Genomic DNA, 15,544 nt, shown 5'->3' on the forward strand with positions numbered 1-15,544 from the left:
ACCTGTTTAACATTGCTTCCAAATTTTCCGCTGGGGTTTGTCATGAGTCATAATAAAGACGCCTGGGTCAGCCAGCGCGCTTATTCACTGTGGGAATCGGAAGGCAGGCCGGATGGGCGCGGGGAAAGCCATTGGGCTCAGGCGCTGAGGGAGTTCGAGCAGCTGGAGCTGACCAAAGCCTCGCCCGATGGAAACGATCTCATCGAGAAGCTGAAGGCAGCCGGGCGGCTGATGCGGGTCTATGACGAGGCGGTCCCTGCCGTCGAGACCGACCTGCAGCTGAAAGCGGCTCGTTAGGCCTTATTGCCACCTCTCGAATATTCAGCGGCATTCCAGGCGGACGATCGGTCTTGCCGGCAGGCGTCGCCACCTCAATGACATCAGCATCGGGGAATATCGAAAGCGTTCTCGGATAGAGTTCAGCCGCCCTCGAACGGTGCCCGATACAGCCAATCTACTGGCGGGCGGCCCAGCTCAGGCCGCGGCGCAGGATCAGCGGCATGTAGGGATGGTCGAATTCGGCGGCGACATGGCCGAGCGCCGAATAGAAGATGCGGCCGCCGCCGAAATGGCGCTTGAAGACAACAGGCATCACGACATTGCGGGCGGCAGGATCGTAGGCGCCGGTGAAGGTGGTGGTCGCCAGGATTTCGACGCTCGGGTCATAGTGCAGATAATATTGCTCCGACCGGTAGTCGAAGTCGGGAATGCCTTCCATGACCGGATCGTCCTGGCGGGTGACGGCGACGCGGAAGTCGATGATGTTGCCGGGATGGGCGACCCAGGTGACGCCGGAGACATAGCGGAAAGGGGCGCTTTCCTTGAAGGAGGTGGCGAGCGCGCCGTGATGGCCGGCAAGCCCCAGCCCGCCGCGCACGGCTTCGACCAGGGCGCTGGCGTGAGGCTTTTCCAGCTTTTCGCCGGTGATGATCGGCACCAGCAGATCGGCTTTGGCGAGCGTCGGCGATCCGAATATGCCGAGATCGGCGGTGACCTCCACCGCAAAATCGTCCTCGCGCAGCAGGTCGGCGACGATATGAGCGCATTGCTCCGGCTCATGGCCCTGCCAGCCGCCCCAAACGACCAATGCCTTCCTCATTCGCGCGCTCCCTGGCTGATTGCTGCGGTCCATGTTGTGAATGCCCCTTAAAACGGGCGGTTATGCAAATCACGCGAATAATTCCGACTGCCGCAGGGGCGGTTCGGCATTTGACCTATTGTCCGTTCACGCCTATCGCAATTCCTTCTTTTTATTGACGTGTATCTCGTCTAGGTTTCTTTTATCTCTCGCTAATAATAAGGGTGGTGCATGGCAGGTGAAACGGTTCTTGTCGTCGGCGGCGCCGGTTATATCGGCTCGCATACGTGTCTCGACCTGGCGAACAAGGGCTACAAGCCTGTCGTCTTCGATAATTTTTCCAACGGCCATCGCGAGTTCGTCAAATGGGGGCCGGCCGAGGAAGGCGATATTCGCGATCGCACCCGGCTGGACGAGGTGCTGGCCAAGCACAAACCGGCGGCGATCCTGCATTTTGCCGCGCTGATCGAGGTCGGCGAATCGGTCAAGGATCCGGTTTCCTTCTATGAGAACAATGTCATCGGCACTCTGACGCTGCTTTCGGCGGCGCAGGCGGCCGGCATCAATGCCTTCGTCTTCTCCTCTACCTGCGCCACCTACGGTTTGCCGCAGAGCGTGCCGCTCGACGAGACGCACCGGCAGGTGCCGATCAATCCCTACGGGCGGACGAAATATATCGTCGAACAGGCGCTTGCCGATTACGACCAGTACCGAAGCCTGCGCTCGGTGGTGCTGCGTTATTTCAATGCGGCGGGCGCCGATTTCGAAGGCCGGATCGGCGAATGGCACCAGCCGGAAACGCATGCGATACCGCTGGCGATCGACGCGGCACTCGGCCGCCGCCAGGGCTTCAAGGTATTCGGCAGCGATTACGAGACGCGCGACGGCACCTGCGTGCGCGACTATATCCATGTGCTGGATCTGGCCGATGCGCATGTGCGCGCCGTCGAATATCTCTTGAAGGGCGGGCAATCCGTCGCGCTCAACCTCGGCACCGGCACCGGCACCACGGTCAGGGAATTGCTCGGCGCGATCGAAGATGTGTCGAACCGGCCTTTCCCGGTGGAATATATCGGCCGGCGCGAAGGCGATTCGCATACGCTGGTCGCCAATAACGACAAGGCGCGCGACGTGCTCGGCTGGGTGCCGCAGTATGATCTCAGTCAGATCATCCGTTCCGCCTGGAACTGGCATGCAAAATCCAACCAGCACTGAGCCCGGAATTGAGCCAGCCGGAATTGAGAGCGACCGTCGGCCGAATATCCTGCTGATCACGGCGGACCAGTGGCGTGGCGATTGTCTGTCTTCTGCCGGTCATCCTTGCGTGAAAACGCCCAATGTCGATGCGCTGGCGCGCCGGGGAACGCTGTTCCGGCGGCACTATGCCGGGGCTGCACCCTGCTCACCGGCGCGGGCGACACTCTATACCGGCCTCTACCAGATGAACCACCGGGTCTGCCGCAATGGTTCGCCGCTCGATGCCCGCTTCGACAATCTGGCGCTGGCCGCCCGGCGGGCGGGTTATGACCCGACGCTGTTCGGCTATACCGACACGGCGCCCGATCCGCGCGGCATGGATGCCAATGACCCGCATCTGACCACTTATGAAGGCGTGCTGCCGGGCTTTACCGCACGCCAGCTGCTGCCGGAGCATGAAAGGCAGTGGCTCTCCTGGCTCCGGTCCCGCGGCCATCGGGACGCCGTCAGCCGCGACATTCATATTCCCGTCGGCGCGCGCGCCGGCGACATTTCTGATGCGGCGCCGGCCTATTCCAGCGACGAGACCCAGACGGCCTTCCTCGCCGGCGAGTTCATTCGCTGGCTGGGCGAACAGGACAGGCCGTGGTTTGCGCATGTGTCTTTCCTACGGCCGCATCCGCCGTTTTCCGTGCCGGCGCCGTTCAACCGGATGTTCAAGCCCGGTGAGGGGCCGGCTTTTGCGCGCGCGGCAAACGCCCAAACGGAACAGGCAAGTCATCCCTATCTCGCCTTTGCCATGCCGCGCACCGGCAAGGGCAGTTTCATCCACGGCGCGACGGGACCGCTCAGCGACTGGGATGGCGAGGATTTCGCGGCGATCCGAGCGATCTATTACGGCATGATCGCAGAGGTCGATGCGCAGCTCGGCCGGATCTGGCAGGCCCTGAAGGATGCGGGCGCCTGGGACGATACGCTTATTGTCTTCACCTCGGATCACGCCGAGATGGCAGGCGATCACTGGACGCTGGGGAAGGGCGGTTTCTTCGACGGCAGCTACCACATTCCGCTTGTCATTCGCGATCCCGCAAGCGGGGCGGCGGGCGGGGTCGTCGACGATTTCACCAGTGCCGCGGACATTTTTCCCACACTTTGCCAAAGGCTCGGCATCGAGGCGAAAAACGGGCTCGACGGCCGATCGCTGATGCCCTTTGTCGAGGGCGGGAGCGGAGCGGGCTGGCGGGACGCGGCATTCTGGGAATTCGATTTCCGCGATATTGCCGGGGGCGAGTCGGAGCGGCATTTCGGGCTCAGGTCGAATGAGTGCAATCTTGCGGTGATCCGCGACGCGCGGTTCAAATATGTGCATTTTACCGCACTGCCGCCGCTGCTCTTCAATCTCCGCGACGATCCGATGGAGCTCGACAATATTGCCGGCGATCCGGCCTATGCGGCAATCCGGCTCGGCTATGCCGAAAAGCTGCTGTCGCTGCGGGCGCGGCATCTCGATCAGACGCTTGCCTATACCGAGCTGACGGAAAAAGGGCCGGTGACGCACCGGCCCTGATGCCTTTTACCCGAGATAATCGCGCTTGCCGATCGGCGTACCCTGATTGCGCAGGATGGCGTGGGCCGTGGCAACGTGGAAATAGAAGTTCGGCAGGGCGAAAACGGTGACATACTCGTTTCCAGGAAGCACGATGCCGCTTTTGCCCGGCAAAGTGATGTCCCGGGCTTCCGTGCCCTCCAGCGCGTCCTCCGAGAAGCCGGCCAGATAGGCTTCGGTCTTGGCCAGCCGTTCGCGCAGTTCGTCGAACGTCTTCTCATTGTCCTCGAACTTCGGGGCGTCGGTGGCGGTCAGCCTGGAGAGGGTGAATTTGGCGCTGTCGCTGGCGCGCTGATATTGGCCGGAGAGCGGCAGCATGTCGGGCGCGAGACGCGCGGCGACCAAGACGGCGGGATCGATGTTCTTTTCCTTCGCATAGGCTTCCGCCTTGTCGAGATAGGTTTTCAGGCTGGCGAGGCCGCGCTGGAACATCGGAACGGTGAGGCGATAGATCGAAATGGACATTTGCCCTGTCTCCAAAATCCTTAAATGACCGGCCGCGTCGAGAGATCGAAGACGCCTGCGGCCGCGGCCTTGTCTTCGAGCCTCCCATAGATGGAGGCGGCTTTCGCCTTTCACAACAGAGGCAATGCAGGCGCCGATCGTAAAGTGCGCGGCCTTGCGCCTTCTTCCCGATCTCGTTGCCGCTAAAGAGGCTTGACGCCGTTCCCAGAAAATGGAATGAATATTCCGAAGAGCAAATTTTACGGTTTGTTTGTTCCGTTTTATGCGGAGCGCCGCAGGAGAGGCGGCGGGAAAATTCCGGCTCCAGGGCAAATGCCTGGAGCTCCGGCGTGAGGAGGGTGCAGCCGGGCACCGTTTGTGGAGGAAGTGAAAATGAAAAAGTTTATCCTGGGCACTGCGATGGCGCTCGTCATGTCGACGGCCGCTCACGCAGAAACCGTCGGCGTTTCGATGGCGAAATTCGACGACAACTTTCTGACCGTTCTGCGCAACGGCATGACCGATTATGCCAAGACGCTGAGCGGCGTGACGCTGCAGGTCGAAGACGCGCAGAATGACGTCTCCAAGCAGCAGAGCCAGATCCAGAATTTCATCGCCTCCAAGGTTGATGCCATCATCGTCAACCCTGTCGATACCGATGCGACCACGGCAATGTCGAAGCTTGCTGCCGATGCCGGCATTCCGCTTGTTTACGTCAACCGCCAGCCGGTCAATGTCGACACGCTGCCGGAGAAGCAGGCTTTCGTCGCATCCAACGAGCAGGAATCCGGCACGCTGGAGACCAAGGAAGTTTGCCGCATTCTCGGCGGCAAGGGCAAGGTCGTCGTCATCATGGGCGAGCTTTCCAACCAGGCTGCGCGCATGCGCACCCAGGACGTCCATGACGTCATCAAGACCGATGAATGCAAGGGTCTTGAGATCGTCGAAGAGCAGACGGCCAACTGGGATCGCACCCAGGGCGCCGACCTGATGACCAACTGGCTCTCCAGCGGCATCGAATTCGACGCGGTGATCTCCAACAACGACGAAATGGCGATCGGCGCCATCCAGGCGCTGAAGGCGGCCGGCAAGGATATGACCAAGGTCGTCGTCGGCGGTGTCGACGCCACGCAGGACGCGCTTGCCGCCATGCAGGCAGGCGATCTCGACGTCACGGTGTTCCAGGATGCCGCCGGCCAGGGCAAGGGCTCGCTCGACACGGCGCTCAAGCTCGCCAAGGGCGAAAAGACCGAGAAGAAGGTCTATATTCCCTTCCAGCTCGTGACGCCTGAAAACGTCAAGGACTTCGTCACCAAGAACTGAGGCGAACGCCAAACGGGATGCGGGCTTTGCCCGCATCCTTTTCGCCTGTCCGTATCCGGAGGAGATGATATGGCCGTCAGCCCGACAACCATGGCCGCCGTGCGTGCGAGCGGTGCAGTCCCGAATGCGGAATATCTGCTGAGCGCCGAGGGCGTTCGCAAGGAATTTCCCGGTGTCGTCGCCCTCGACGACGTGCAGTTCCGACTGAAGCGCGCCTCCGTGCATGCGCTGATGGGCGAAAACGGCGCCGGCAAATCGACGCTGATGAAGATCCTCGCCGGCATCTACATACCTGACAAAGGCGATATCCGCCTGAAGGGCATCGAGATCCAGCTGAAATCTCCGCTCGACGCGCTGGAGAACGGCATTGCCATGATCCATCAGGAACTGAACCTGATGCCGTTCATGACGGTCGCCGAAAATATCTGGATCCGCCGCGAGCCGAAGAACCGCTTCGGCTTCGTCGATCACGGCGTCATGCATCGCATGACCGAAGAGCTGTTTGCCCGACTGAATATCGACATCGATCCCGATATCGAGGTCCGGTACCTGTCGGTCGCCAACCGGCAGATGGTCGAGATCGCCAAGGCGGTTTCCTATAATTCCGACGTGCTGATCATGGACGAGCCGACTTCGGCGCTGACCGAGCGCGAGGTCGAGCATCTCTTTCGCATTATCCGCGACCTGAGGGCGCAGGGCATCGGCATCGTCTACATCACCCACAAGATGAACGAGTTGTTCGAGATCGCCGACGAGTTCTCGGTCTTCCGCGACGGCCGCTATATCGGCACGCATGCCTCGACCGAGGTGACCCGCGACGACATCATCCGCATGATGGTCGGGCGCGAGATCACCCAGATGTTCCCCAAGGAAGAGGTGCCGATCGGCGAGGTGATGCTCTCCGTCAAGGATCTTTGCCTCAACGGTGTCTTCAAGGACGTCTCCTTCGAGGTAAGGGCAGGCGAGATCCTTGGGGTGGCCGGCCTTGTCGGTTCGGGGCGATCGAATGTCGCCGAAACATTGTTCGGCGTGACGCCGGCAAGCTCCGGTTCGATCGAGCTCTACGGCAAGCCGGTGACGATTTCTTCGCCGACCGAGGCTATCCGTCACCAGATGGCGTTCCTGACCGAGGACCGCAAGGATACCGGCTGTCTGCTCATCCTCGATATTCTCGAGAACATGCAGATCGCCGTGCTCCAGGACAGATATGTCAAGGGCGGCTTCGTGCAGCAGGGCGCCATCGAGGCGACCTGCGAAGACATGGCAAAGAAGCTGCGGGTGAAGACGCCCAATCTTTACGAGCGGGTGGAAAATCTGTCGGGCGGCAATCAGCAGAAGGTGCTGATCGGGCGCTGGCTGCTCACCAATCCGCGCATCCTCATTCTCGACGAGCCGACGCGCGGCATCGATGTCGGCGCCAAGGCGGAAATCCACCGGCTGGTCACCGAAATGGCGCGAAACGGCGTCGCGGTCATCATGATCTCGTCCGAGATGCCCGAGGTTCTCGGGATGAGCGACCGCATCATGGTCATGCATGAGGGACGCGTGACCGGTTTCCTCAATCGCGATGAAGCAACGCAGATCAAGGTGATGGAGCTGGCTGCGCAGTGATGCGCCGTCCGTGATCGCCAAAGGGAGGTTTGACATGAGTACCAAGGCAGCAGAGGGCGCGGCTCCGCTCGCAACCCGGCAAAGGCGGCGGCGCTTGCCGACTGAGCTCAGCATTTTCCTCGTGCTCGTCGGCATCGCGCTCATCTATGAAGCGCTCGGCTGGATGTTCATCGGCCAAAGCTTCCTGATGAATTCGCAGCGTCTGACGATCATGATCCTGCAGGTCTCCGTCATCGGCATCATCGCCGTCGGCGTCACGCAGGTCATCATCACCGGCGGCATCGATCTTTCCTCGGGCTCGGTCGTCGGCATGACGGCGATGATCGCCACAAGCTTCGCCCAGTCGTCGACCTGGGGACGGGCGGTCTTCCCGTCGCTGACCGACCTTCCGGCTTTCGTGCCGATCATGATCGGGCTGCTGATCGGGGCCGCCGCCGGTCTCGCGAACGGCGCGCTCATCGCCTACACGAAAATCCCGCCGTTCATTGCAACGCTCGGCATGTTCGTTTCGGCTCGCGGTGTCGCGAAGTGGTATACGAAGGGACAGCCGGTTTCCGGGATCACCGAGCAGTTTCACTTCATCGGCACCAAAGCCTGGCCGGTCGTCGTCTTCCTGGTCGTTGCGCTGATCTTTCACATTGCGCTGCGCTACACCCGTTACGGCAAGTTCACCTATGCCATCGGCGCCAACCCGCAGGCGGCACGCGTTTCCGGCATCAACATCGAGGCGCACCTCGTCAAGGTCTATGTGATCGCCGGATTGCTGGCGGGTCTCGCCGGTATCGTCACGGCGGCACGCGCCGAAACCGCGCAGGCCAGCATGGGCGTCGGATATGAACTCGACGCGATCGCCGCGACCGTCATCGGCGGCACTTCGCTCACCGGCGGCGTCGGGCGCATTACCGGCACCGTCATCGGCACCATCATCCTCGGGGTCATGACTTCGGGCTTCACCTTCCTCAGGATCGACGCCTATTACCAGGAGATCGTCAAAGGTCTGATCATCGTCGCGGCTGTGGTCATCGACGTCTACCGGCAGAAGAAGCGCCGCAAGCACTGATCTCAGATGGTGCGATCCGATGGTTTTTGCGGGGGCTTCGGCCCCCGTTCCGTTTTTAGAGCGCCAGGGCGGAATTTATAAAAAAGAGGTGGCGAATTCCGCCAGCTTTTCTATTCTGGTCTTCCCGCTCGGGCAGCGCAGGAAGACAGATGCAATTCGTATTTGACGGTCACAACGACGTTCTCCTTCGACTCTGGACACATTCAAAAGACGGCAGCGACCCGATCGCGGAATTCGCAAACGGCACGACGCTCGGCCATATCGATGCGCGCCGGGCGAGAGAGGGCGGGCTTTCGGGCGGTCTCTGCGCGATCTACATTCCCTCGGGCGATCTGGTCTTTGCCGATCCGGATGCCGACGGCCGTTATGTCACGCCGATGGCGGCCCCTCTCGATCCACTGCCTTCCCTTGCCATTGCCACTGAAATGGCGGCGATCGCGCTGCGGCTCGACCAGGCCGGCGCCTGGCGGCTCTGCCGGACGGTGAAAGATATCCGCGGCGCCATGGCCGACAATATTTTCGCCGCCGTCCTGCATATGGAAGGCTGCGAGGCGATCGGCGCCGATCTTGCGGCGCTCGAGGTATTCTATGCAGCCGGGCTGCGGTCGCTCGGGCCGGTCTGGAGCCGGCACAATGTCTTCGGTTACGGCGTGCCCTTCGCCTTCCCGATGTCGCCGGACACGGCACCGGGCCTCACGGATGCCGGTTTCGAGCTGGTCAAGGAATGCAATCGTCTCGGCGTCGTGGTCGACCTTGCCCATATCACCGAAAAGGGCTTCTGGGACGTGGCGAAGACGACCGACCAGCCGCTGGTCTCCAGCCATTCCAATGCCCACGCATTGACGCCGGTCGCGCGCAATTTGACGGACAGGCAGCTCGATGCGATCCGCGAAAGCCGCGGGCTCGTCGGCATCAATTATGCCACCGCCATGCTGCGCCCCGACGGCCGCTCGGACAGCGACACCCCGCTTGCCGACATGATCCGCCATATCGACTATCTGGTGAACCGAATCGGCATCGACTGCGTGGGCCTCGGATCGGACTTCGACGGGGCAACCATTCCTGAAGAAATCGGCGATGCCAGCGGCAATCAGAAGCTGATTGCCGCTCTCAGGGAGGTTGGTTATGGTGAGGCCGATCTCACGAAACTTGCCCGTGAAAATTGGATTCGCATTCTGGCGCAAGCCTGGCGGGAGGACCGCGCCTAAAGCGCTGCGCGCCTCTGGACGCGGCAGGAGTGGACAATAGTTTTAATGAGGCATGACCGACAAAACGCTTCGTAATCAATCAAGAACAGGGGAACAGACAATGATGATCACCAAGCTCAGCCGCAATTTCCGCCTGCTTTCCGCAGGGGCCGCTCTTTCGCTGCTGATGATGGCGGCACCTTCCGCCTTCGCCGAGACACCCAAGGATACGCTGGTCGAAGGGTTCGCCATCGACGACATCATCACGATGGATCCGGGCGAGGCATTCGAGCTTTCGACGGCCGAAATCACCAGCAACAGCTACAGCCTGCTCGTCCGTCTCGACATGGACGATACCTCCAAGGTGAAGGGTGATATGGCGGAGAGCTGGAGCGTTTCCGATGACGGTCTCACCTATACGTTCAAGCTGAAATCGGGCTTGAAATTCGCCTCCGGCAATCCGGTCACCGCCGAAGACGTCGCCTGGTCATTCGAGCGCGCCGTCAAGCTCGACAAGAGCCCGGCCTTCATCCTCACCCAGTTTGGCCTGACCGGCGACAACGTCACGGAAAAAGCCAAGGCGGCCGATGCCGGCACCTTCGTCTTCACCGTCGACAAGGCCTATGCGCCGAGCTTCGTGCTGAACTGCCTGACGGCAACGGTCGCCTCTATCGTCGACAAGAAGCTGGTGATGGAGCATGTGAAGGCGGTGACGCCGGATGCCGAGCACAAATACGACAATGATTTCGGCAATGAATGGCTGAAAACCGGCTATGCCGGCTCCGGCGCCTACAAGCTGCGCGAATGGCGGGCCAATGAAGTCGTCGTTCTCGAGCGCAACGACAATTATTACGGCGACAAGGCGAAACTCAACCGCGTCATTTACCGCTATATGAAGGAAAGCGCTGCCCAGCGGCTGGCGCTCGAAGCCGGCGATATCGATATCGCCCGCAACCTCGAGCCTGGTGATATCGACGCCGTTTCCAAGAATGCCGATCTGGCGACGACGAGTGCGCCGAAGGGCACGATCTATTATGTCAGCCTCAACAACAAGAACGAGAACCTGAAGAAGCCCGAGGTGCAGGAAGCCTTCAAATATCTGGTCGACTACGATGCGATCGGCGCGACCTTGATCAAGGGGATCGGCGAAATCCACCAGACCTTCCTGCCGAAGGGCCAGCTCGGCGCGCTTGACGAAAATCCCTACAAGCTCGATGTCGCCAAGGCCAAGGAACTGCTCGCCAAGGCCGGCGTGCCCGATGGCTTCTCGATCACCATGGATGTGCGCAACAACCAGCCGGTGACCGGCATCGCCGAATCCATGCAGCAGACGCTGGCGCAGGCCGGCGTGAAGATGGAAATCATCCCGGGTGACGGCAAGCAGACGCTGACCAAGTACCGCGCCCGCACCCATGACATGTATATCGGCCAGTGGGGTTCGGACTATTTCGACCCGAATTCCAATGCCGATACCTTTACCGGCAATCCCGACAATTCCGATGCCGGCACGGTCAAGACGCTCGCCTGGCGCAACACCTGGGAAGCGCCGGAGCTCGACAAGCAGGCCAAGGCCGCGCTTCTCGAACGCGACGCCGCCAAGCGTGCCGCCATCTATCAGGATATCCAGAAGAAGTATCTGGCAAACAGCCCCTTCGTCTTCATCTTCCAGCAGACCGAAGTGGCCGGTTACCGCAAGAACCTGAAGGACTTCAAGCTGGGTCCGAGCTTCGACACCAATTTCGTCGGTCCGATCGCCAAGGAATAGTCCGGCAGGATCGATCGCTTGAGCACCGTCGAAACAACACAGCAGGCGCGGCCCCGAAAGGGCCGTGCCAGGGCCTTTGCAAAGGCGCTGGGGCGGTTCCTGTTTGCCGCCGTCACCACCTATCTCGGCCTGCTGGCCGTCACCTTCTTCATCGGCCGCGTCGTGCCGATCGATCCTGTGCTCGCCATTCTCGGCGACCGCGCGCCCAACCATGTCGTCGAGCGGGTGCGCCAGGAGATGGGCTTCAACCTGCCGCTCTATCAGCAGTTCTTCATCTATATCAAAGGCATACTGTCCGGTGATTTCGGCAATTCGGTGCTGACGACCAATCCCGTCATGGTCGATATCCGCCGTGTCCTGCCGGCAACCATCGAGCTTGCGACGCTCGGAACGCTGATCGGCGCTTTCGTCGGCGTGCCGCTCGGCGTACTCGCAGCCGTGCGCCGTGGCAGCATCGCCGACCAGGTCGTGCGCGTCGTCGGCCTCGTCGGTTATTCGGTGCCGATCTTCTGGCTGGCGCTGATTTCGCTGGTCATTTTCTATGCGCAGCTGCGCTGGGTGGCGTTTCCCGGCCGCATCGACATCGTCTTCGAATATACGTTCACGCCGATTACCGGCTTGTATCTGCTGGACAGTGCCTGGCAGGGGCAATGGGATGTCTTCTACGACGTCTTCCGCCACATCATCCTGCCTGCATCGCTGCTCGGCTATTTCTCTCTCGCCTATATCAGCCGCATGACGCGCAGCTTCATGCTGAACGAGCTTTCGCAGGAATATATCGTTGCCGCGCGCGCCAAGGGGCTTTCGGAAACGCGGGTGATCTGGGGTCATGCGCTGCGCAATGCCGCAGTGCCGCTGGTCACCGTCATCGCGCTTTCCTATGCCGGCCTGCTCGAAGGCTCGGTGCTGACCGAGACCGTCTTTTCCTGGCCGGGCATCGGGCTCTACATCACCAATTCGCTGCAGAACGCCGACATGAACGCCGTGCTCGGCGGCACCATCGTCATCGGCACTGTTTTCATCGGCATCAACCTTCTGTCCGACCTTCTCTACCGGACGCTCGACCCGAGGACGCGAAACCGATGACCGCTCCCGCCAGCCCATTTCCTGCGATGAGCCGCCGCGAATGGCTGCTGTCCGACCGGCCGCAATCGCGCCTGCAGGCCCGCCTCGGCCGCGCCTATGTCACCTGGCGGCAGTTCACCGCCAACCGGCTCGCCGTCGTCGGCCTGCTGATCATCGTGGCGCTACTTTTCATCGCCGCCTTCGCCAATCTCATCGCCACCCATGATCCCGTCGTCGGCGATCTGCGCAATGCCCGGCTGCTGCCACCGGGAACGGCTGAATACCTGCTCGGCACCGACGACCAGGGCCGCGATATCTATTCGCGGCTGATCTACGGATCGCGATTGACGCTGTTCGTCATCGTGCTGGTCGCCGTCATCTCGGCGCCGATCGGGCTGATCGTCGGCACGGTCTCCGGATATGCCGGTGGCTGGGTCGATGCGACGCTGATGCGTATCACCGATATCTTCCTCGCCTTTCCGAAGCTGGTGCTGGCGCTCGCCTTCGTCGCAGCCCTCGGTCCCGGCATCCAGAACGCGATCATCGCCATCGCCATCACCTCATGGCCGCCCTATGCCCGCATCGCCCGCGCCGAGACGCTGACAGTCCGGCGGTCCGATTATATCTCGGCGGTGAAGCTGATGGGCGCCTCGCCGTTCCGCATCATCCTGCGCCATGTGATGCCGCTCTGCATCTCCTCGCTGATCGTGCGCGTGACGCTCGACATGGCGGGCATCATCCTGACGGCGGCCGGTCTCGGCTTCCTCGGTCTCGGGGCACAGCCGCCGCTGCCGGAATGGGGGGCGATGATCGCCTCGGGACGGCGCTTCATCCTCGATCAATGGTGGGTCGCGGCGATGCCCGGCATCGCCATCCTCATCGTCAGCCTCGGTTTCAATCTGCTCGGCGACGGCCTGCGCGACGCGCTCGATCCGAAGGAGGCCGGCCAGTGACGACACTTCTGACGGTCGATAAGCTCAAGGTCAGCTATCCCACGCGCACCGGGGTGATCGAGGCCGTGCGCGGCGTCTCCTTCACGCTCGGCAAGGAACGGCTCGGCATCGTCGGCGAATCCGGCTCCGGCAAGTCGCAGACCGGCCGGGCGATCATGGGCCTGACGCCGAAACACGGCATCGTCACCGCCGACAGGCTTGAATTCAACGGCATCGACCTTCTCAAGGCGTCCGCCGGCGAAAGGCGCAGGCTGCGCGGGAAACGCATCGCCATGATCCTGCAGGATCCGAAATATTCGCTCGATCCTGTGATGACGATCGGCCGGCAGATCTGCGAAACCCTGCGCACGCACGAGAAGGTCGGCAAGGCGGAAGCGCGCGAGCGGGCGCTCGCCATGCTGGAGGCGGTGCAGATCCGCGATCCGAAACGTGTCTTCGACCTGCATCCGCATGAGGTTTCGGGCGGCATGGGGCAGCGCGCAATGATCGCCATGATGCTGATTGCCGGGCCTGAACTGCTGATCGCCGACGAGCCGACCTCGGCGCTCGACGTGACGGTGCAGCTCGATGTGCTCAGAATCATGGACAGGCTGGTGGCGGAGCGCGGCATGGGGCTGATCTTCGTCTCTCATGATCTGAGGCTGGTCTCCTCCTTCTGCGACCGGGTCATCGTCATGTATGCCGGAAAGATCGTCGAGGAGCTCGCGGCCGCCGATCTCAGACATGCGCAGCATCCCTATACGCAAGGCTTGCTGAACTGCATGCCCGAGATCGGCCAGAACCGTCATCCGCTGCCGGTGCTCGATCGCAGGCCGGAGTGGGCGGCATGAGCGCAGCTTTAGAGGCCGACGACCTCAGCGTCGTCTATGATCAATTTCATGCGCTGAAAGACGTCAGCATCACGGTCGAAGGCGGCGAATCCTTCGGCCTCGTCGGTGAGTCCGGCTCGGGAAAATCGACCTTGCTCAGGGCCGTGGCCGGGCTGGCGCCGATCAGCGGCGGGGCGATACGCATCGATGGCGAAGCGCTGAAGGGTTCGAAGCGCAGCAAAACCTTCTATCGGCGCGTGCAAATGGTCTTTCAGGACCCCTATGGTTCGCTGCATCCGCGCCAGACGATAGACCGGCTCCTGCTCGAACCGCTGGCGATTCACGGCATTGGCGACAGCGAGATGCGCATCGCCCGCGCGCTTGACGAGGTCGGCCTCGGCAACGGCTTCCGTTTCCGCTATCCGCACCAGCTCTCCGGCGGCCAGCGGCAGCGGGTGGCGATCGCCCGGGCGCTGATCGTCGAGCCGTCGATCCTGCTGCTCGACGAGCCGACATCGGCGCTCGACGCCTCGGTGCAGGCCGAGGTGCTGAACCTCTTGGAGCAGATCCGGCGCGACCGCAAGCTCACCTTCGTGATGGTGAGCCATGATCTCGGCGTCATCACCCATATGTGCGAAAGGCTGGCGGTCATGCGCAACGGCGCCGTTGTCGAACGCTTGAGTTCGAAAGATCTGGCAAGCGGTGCGGTTCATGAGGACTACACGAGAAATTTGATGATCGCGAGCAAGGGCTTCGTCAAAGCCTGAAGGGTAATCTTTTCAATTCCTTGAAAAGAAAAGACCGGCGGTGGCGTTAAGGATAAGACTTCCTTAAAAGACGACCATTCAACTAGACTATTGACAGCCGCCCCGCTTCTGTCATGATCCTGTTAACGATTGTTAGCTTTCGTGATCAATGGAGGTTGAGGCATGTTCTTTCTCGGTGGGATGACCATGGGCTACCTCGATCCTCCCGTGAAAGCCGATCGCCGGGACCAGGCTTCGGTCTCCATTCCTGCGGAAAAGGATCGTCGGCTGATCGAGATCCCCGCCAACCCGTCTCAGACCGAAGACGCCGTCGAGCGCTCGTGGATCTGGGCATGGCGCACAGTCTGCTAAAAAGCGGGCTGCTAAAAAGACGAACTGCTAAAAGGGCTGGTTGAATTTTCTCTTTCGTTCGCTCTGGACGGAAATTTATCTCTACCTACTTGATAGAGAAAATAAGAATATGACCGCGAGCCGCACAACCGGCCGCTTAAAAACAACGGAGGCGACATATGGCAGATCTGGGTATTTCGCATGCTCACGTGAACCAGTACGGTTCCGCAGCGACCAAGAAGCCGATCACCACGCGCCATAGGCTTCAGATGGCGGTCCATGGAGCAATCTTCACGGCGGCATTCCTGTTCGTCGTGGCCATGGTTTGCGGGATCGTCGGGTAATCGGC

General features: G+C 61.2%; 16 protein-coding genes. 14 read left to right on the forward strand and 2 right to left on the reverse strand.

Going from position 1 to position 15,544, the window contains the following annotated elements; translation table 11 throughout:
- Positions 1 to 42 precede the first annotated feature (42 nt).
- Positions 43 to 297 carry a DUF2934 domain-containing protein gene (locus AF337_RS19170; RefSeq protein WP_049733292.1) on the forward strand — a complete coding sequence of 85 codons (255 nt, stop codon included), beginning with the start codon at positions 43 to 45 and terminating at the stop codon, positions 295 to 297.
- 157 nt (positions 298 to 454) lie between these two features.
- Here AF337_RS19170 and AF337_RS19175 read toward each other — a convergent pair whose 3' ends face one another.
- A complete protein-coding gene (locus AF337_RS19175) occupies positions 455 to 1,099 on the reverse strand; it encodes a ThuA domain-containing protein (protein ID WP_049733293.1) in 645 nt (214 codons plus the stop codon).
- 210 nt (positions 1,100 to 1,309) lie between these two features.
- On the opposite strand from AF337_RS19175, the gene galE reads away from it, so the two are divergent.
- Complete coding sequence (galE, locus tag AF337_RS19180) at positions 1,310 to 2,293, forward strand: UDP-glucose 4-epimerase GalE (RefSeq protein WP_049733294.1); 984 nt, start codon at positions 1,310 to 1,312, stop codon at positions 2,291 to 2,293.
- Positions 2,271 to 3,842 (forward strand): alkaline phosphatase family protein, encoded by a 1,572-nt coding sequence (locus AF337_RS19185; protein ID WP_049733295.1) that lies wholly within the window; start codon positions 2,271 to 2,273, stop codon positions 3,840 to 3,842. Before galE ends, AF337_RS19185 begins: the two co-directional genes overlap by 23 nt.
- Before the next feature lie 6 nt (positions 3,843 to 3,848).
- Here AF337_RS19185 and AF337_RS19190 read toward each other — a convergent pair whose 3' ends face one another.
- A complete protein-coding gene (locus AF337_RS19190; protein ID WP_049733296.1) occupies positions 3,849 to 4,346 on the reverse strand; it encodes a DUF1993 domain-containing protein in 498 nt (165 codons plus the stop codon).
- A 372-nt stretch (positions 4,347 to 4,718) separates the two neighbouring features.
- Between AF337_RS19190 and AF337_RS19195 the strand changes: the two genes are divergently transcribed.
- The 11 genes from AF337_RS19195 to AF337_RS43730 all read left to right on the forward strand — a co-directional run bounded on the left by AF337_RS19195 (position 4,719) and on the right by AF337_RS43730 (position 15,539).
- Positions 4,719 to 5,648, forward strand: coding sequence for a sugar ABC transporter substrate-binding protein (locus tag AF337_RS19195; RefSeq protein WP_049733297.1), 930 nt, complete (start codon positions 4,719 to 4,721; stop codon positions 5,646 to 5,648).
- Positions 5,649 to 5,717: 69 nt separating this feature from the next.
- Complete coding sequence (locus AF337_RS19200) at positions 5,718 to 7,259, forward strand: sugar ABC transporter ATP-binding protein (protein WP_049733298.1); 1,542 nt, start codon at positions 5,718 to 5,720, stop codon at positions 7,257 to 7,259.
- A gap of 34 nt (positions 7,260 to 7,293) precedes the next feature.
- Complete coding sequence (locus AF337_RS19205) at positions 7,294 to 8,319, forward strand: ABC transporter permease (RefSeq protein ID WP_049733299.1); 1,026 nt, start codon at positions 7,294 to 7,296, stop codon at positions 8,317 to 8,319.
- A gap of 149 nt (positions 8,320 to 8,468) precedes the next feature.
- Positions 8,469 to 9,527, forward strand: coding sequence for a dipeptidase (locus AF337_RS19210; protein ID WP_049733300.1), 1,059 nt, complete (start codon positions 8,469 to 8,471; stop codon positions 9,525 to 9,527).
- A gap of 100 nt (positions 9,528 to 9,627) precedes the next feature.
- The gene (locus tag AF337_RS19215) at positions 9,628 to 11,271 is read left to right on the forward strand and encodes an ABC transporter substrate-binding protein (RefSeq protein ID WP_049733301.1); all 1,644 of its coding nucleotides are present in this window, start codon (positions 9,628 to 9,630) and stop codon (positions 11,269 to 11,271) included.
- Positions 11,272 to 11,289: 18 nt separating this feature from the next.
- The gene (locus AF337_RS19220) at positions 11,290 to 12,357 is read left to right on the forward strand and encodes an ABC transporter permease (RefSeq protein WP_049733302.1); all 1,068 of its coding nucleotides are present in this window, start codon (positions 11,290 to 11,292) and stop codon (positions 12,355 to 12,357) included.
- Positions 12,354 to 13,289, forward strand: a complete 936-nt coding sequence (locus AF337_RS19225) for an ABC transporter permease (protein ID WP_049733303.1) — start codon at positions 12,354 to 12,356, stop codon at positions 13,287 to 13,289. Before AF337_RS19220 ends, AF337_RS19225 begins: the two co-directional genes overlap by 4 nt.
- On the forward strand, positions 13,286 to 14,119 hold the full coding sequence (locus tag AF337_RS19230; protein ID WP_049733304.1) for an ABC transporter ATP-binding protein: 834 nt from the start codon (positions 13,286 to 13,288) through the stop codon (positions 14,117 to 14,119). Before AF337_RS19225 ends, AF337_RS19230 begins: the two co-directional genes overlap by 4 nt.
- Positions 14,116 to 14,865, forward strand: coding sequence for an ABC transporter ATP-binding protein (locus AF337_RS19235; protein WP_049733305.1), 750 nt, complete (start codon positions 14,116 to 14,118; stop codon positions 14,863 to 14,865). The genes AF337_RS19230 and AF337_RS19235 overlap by 4 nt, the downstream gene beginning before the upstream one ends.
- Before the next feature lie 162 nt (positions 14,866 to 15,027).
- Positions 15,028 to 15,216 (forward strand): hypothetical protein, encoded by a 189-nt coding sequence (locus AF337_RS19240; protein ID WP_049733306.1) that lies wholly within the window; start codon positions 15,028 to 15,030, stop codon positions 15,214 to 15,216.
- 158 nt (positions 15,217 to 15,374) lie between these two features.
- Complete coding sequence (locus AF337_RS43730; RefSeq protein ID WP_167347777.1) at positions 15,375 to 15,539, forward strand: hypothetical protein; 165 nt, start codon at positions 15,375 to 15,377, stop codon at positions 15,537 to 15,539.
- Positions 15,540 to 15,544 lie beyond the last annotated feature (5 nt).

This window comes from Rhizobium ecuadorense (assembly GCF_001187535.1).
In the GTDB taxonomy this organism is placed as follows: Bacteria; Pseudomonadota; Alphaproteobacteria; order Rhizobiales; family Rhizobiaceae; genus Rhizobium; species Rhizobium ecuadorense.

Bases quoted from the DNA above. Each gene is read 5' to 3' on its own strand.
- AF337_RS19170 (WP_049733292.1), top strand. From the start codon at position 43: ATGAGTCATAATAAAGACGCCTGGGTCAGCCAGCGCGCTTATTCACTG.
- AF337_RS19175 (WP_049733293.1), bottom strand. From the start codon at position 1,099: ATGAGGAAGGCATTGGTCGTTTGGGGCGGCTGGCAGGGCCATGAGCCG.
- galE (WP_049733294.1), top strand. From the start codon at position 1,310: ATGGCAGGTGAAACGGTTCTTGTCGTCGGCGGCGCCGGTTATATCGGC.
- AF337_RS19185 (WP_049733295.1), top strand. From the start codon at position 2,271: ATGCAAAATCCAACCAGCACTGAGCCCGGAATTGAGCCAGCCGGAATT.
- AF337_RS19190 (WP_049733296.1), bottom strand. From the start codon at position 4,346: ATGTCCATTTCGATCTATCGCCTCACCGTTCCGATGTTCCAGCGCGGC.
- AF337_RS19195 (WP_049733297.1), top strand. From the start codon at position 4,719: ATGAAAAAGTTTATCCTGGGCACTGCGATGGCGCTCGTCATGTCGACG.
- AF337_RS19200 (WP_049733298.1), top strand. From the start codon at position 5,718: ATGGCCGTCAGCCCGACAACCATGGCCGCCGTGCGTGCGAGCGGTGCA.
- AF337_RS19205 (WP_049733299.1), top strand. From the start codon at position 7,294: ATGAGTACCAAGGCAGCAGAGGGCGCGGCTCCGCTCGCAACCCGGCAA.
- AF337_RS19210 (WP_049733300.1), top strand. From the start codon at position 8,469: ATGCAATTCGTATTTGACGGTCACAACGACGTTCTCCTTCGACTCTGG.
- AF337_RS19215 (WP_049733301.1), top strand. From the start codon at position 9,628: ATGATGATCACCAAGCTCAGCCGCAATTTCCGCCTGCTTTCCGCAGGG.
- AF337_RS19225 (WP_049733303.1), top strand. From the start codon at position 12,354: ATGACCGCTCCCGCCAGCCCATTTCCTGCGATGAGCCGCCGCGAATGG.
- AF337_RS19235 (WP_049733305.1), top strand. From the start codon at position 14,116: ATGAGCGCAGCTTTAGAGGCCGACGACCTCAGCGTCGTCTATGATCAA.
- AF337_RS19240 (WP_049733306.1), top strand. From the start codon at position 15,028: ATGTTCTTTCTCGGTGGGATGACCATGGGCTACCTCGATCCTCCCGTG.
- AF337_RS43730 (WP_167347777.1), top strand. From the start codon at position 15,375: ATGGCAGATCTGGGTATTTCGCATGCTCACGTGAACCAGTACGGTTCC.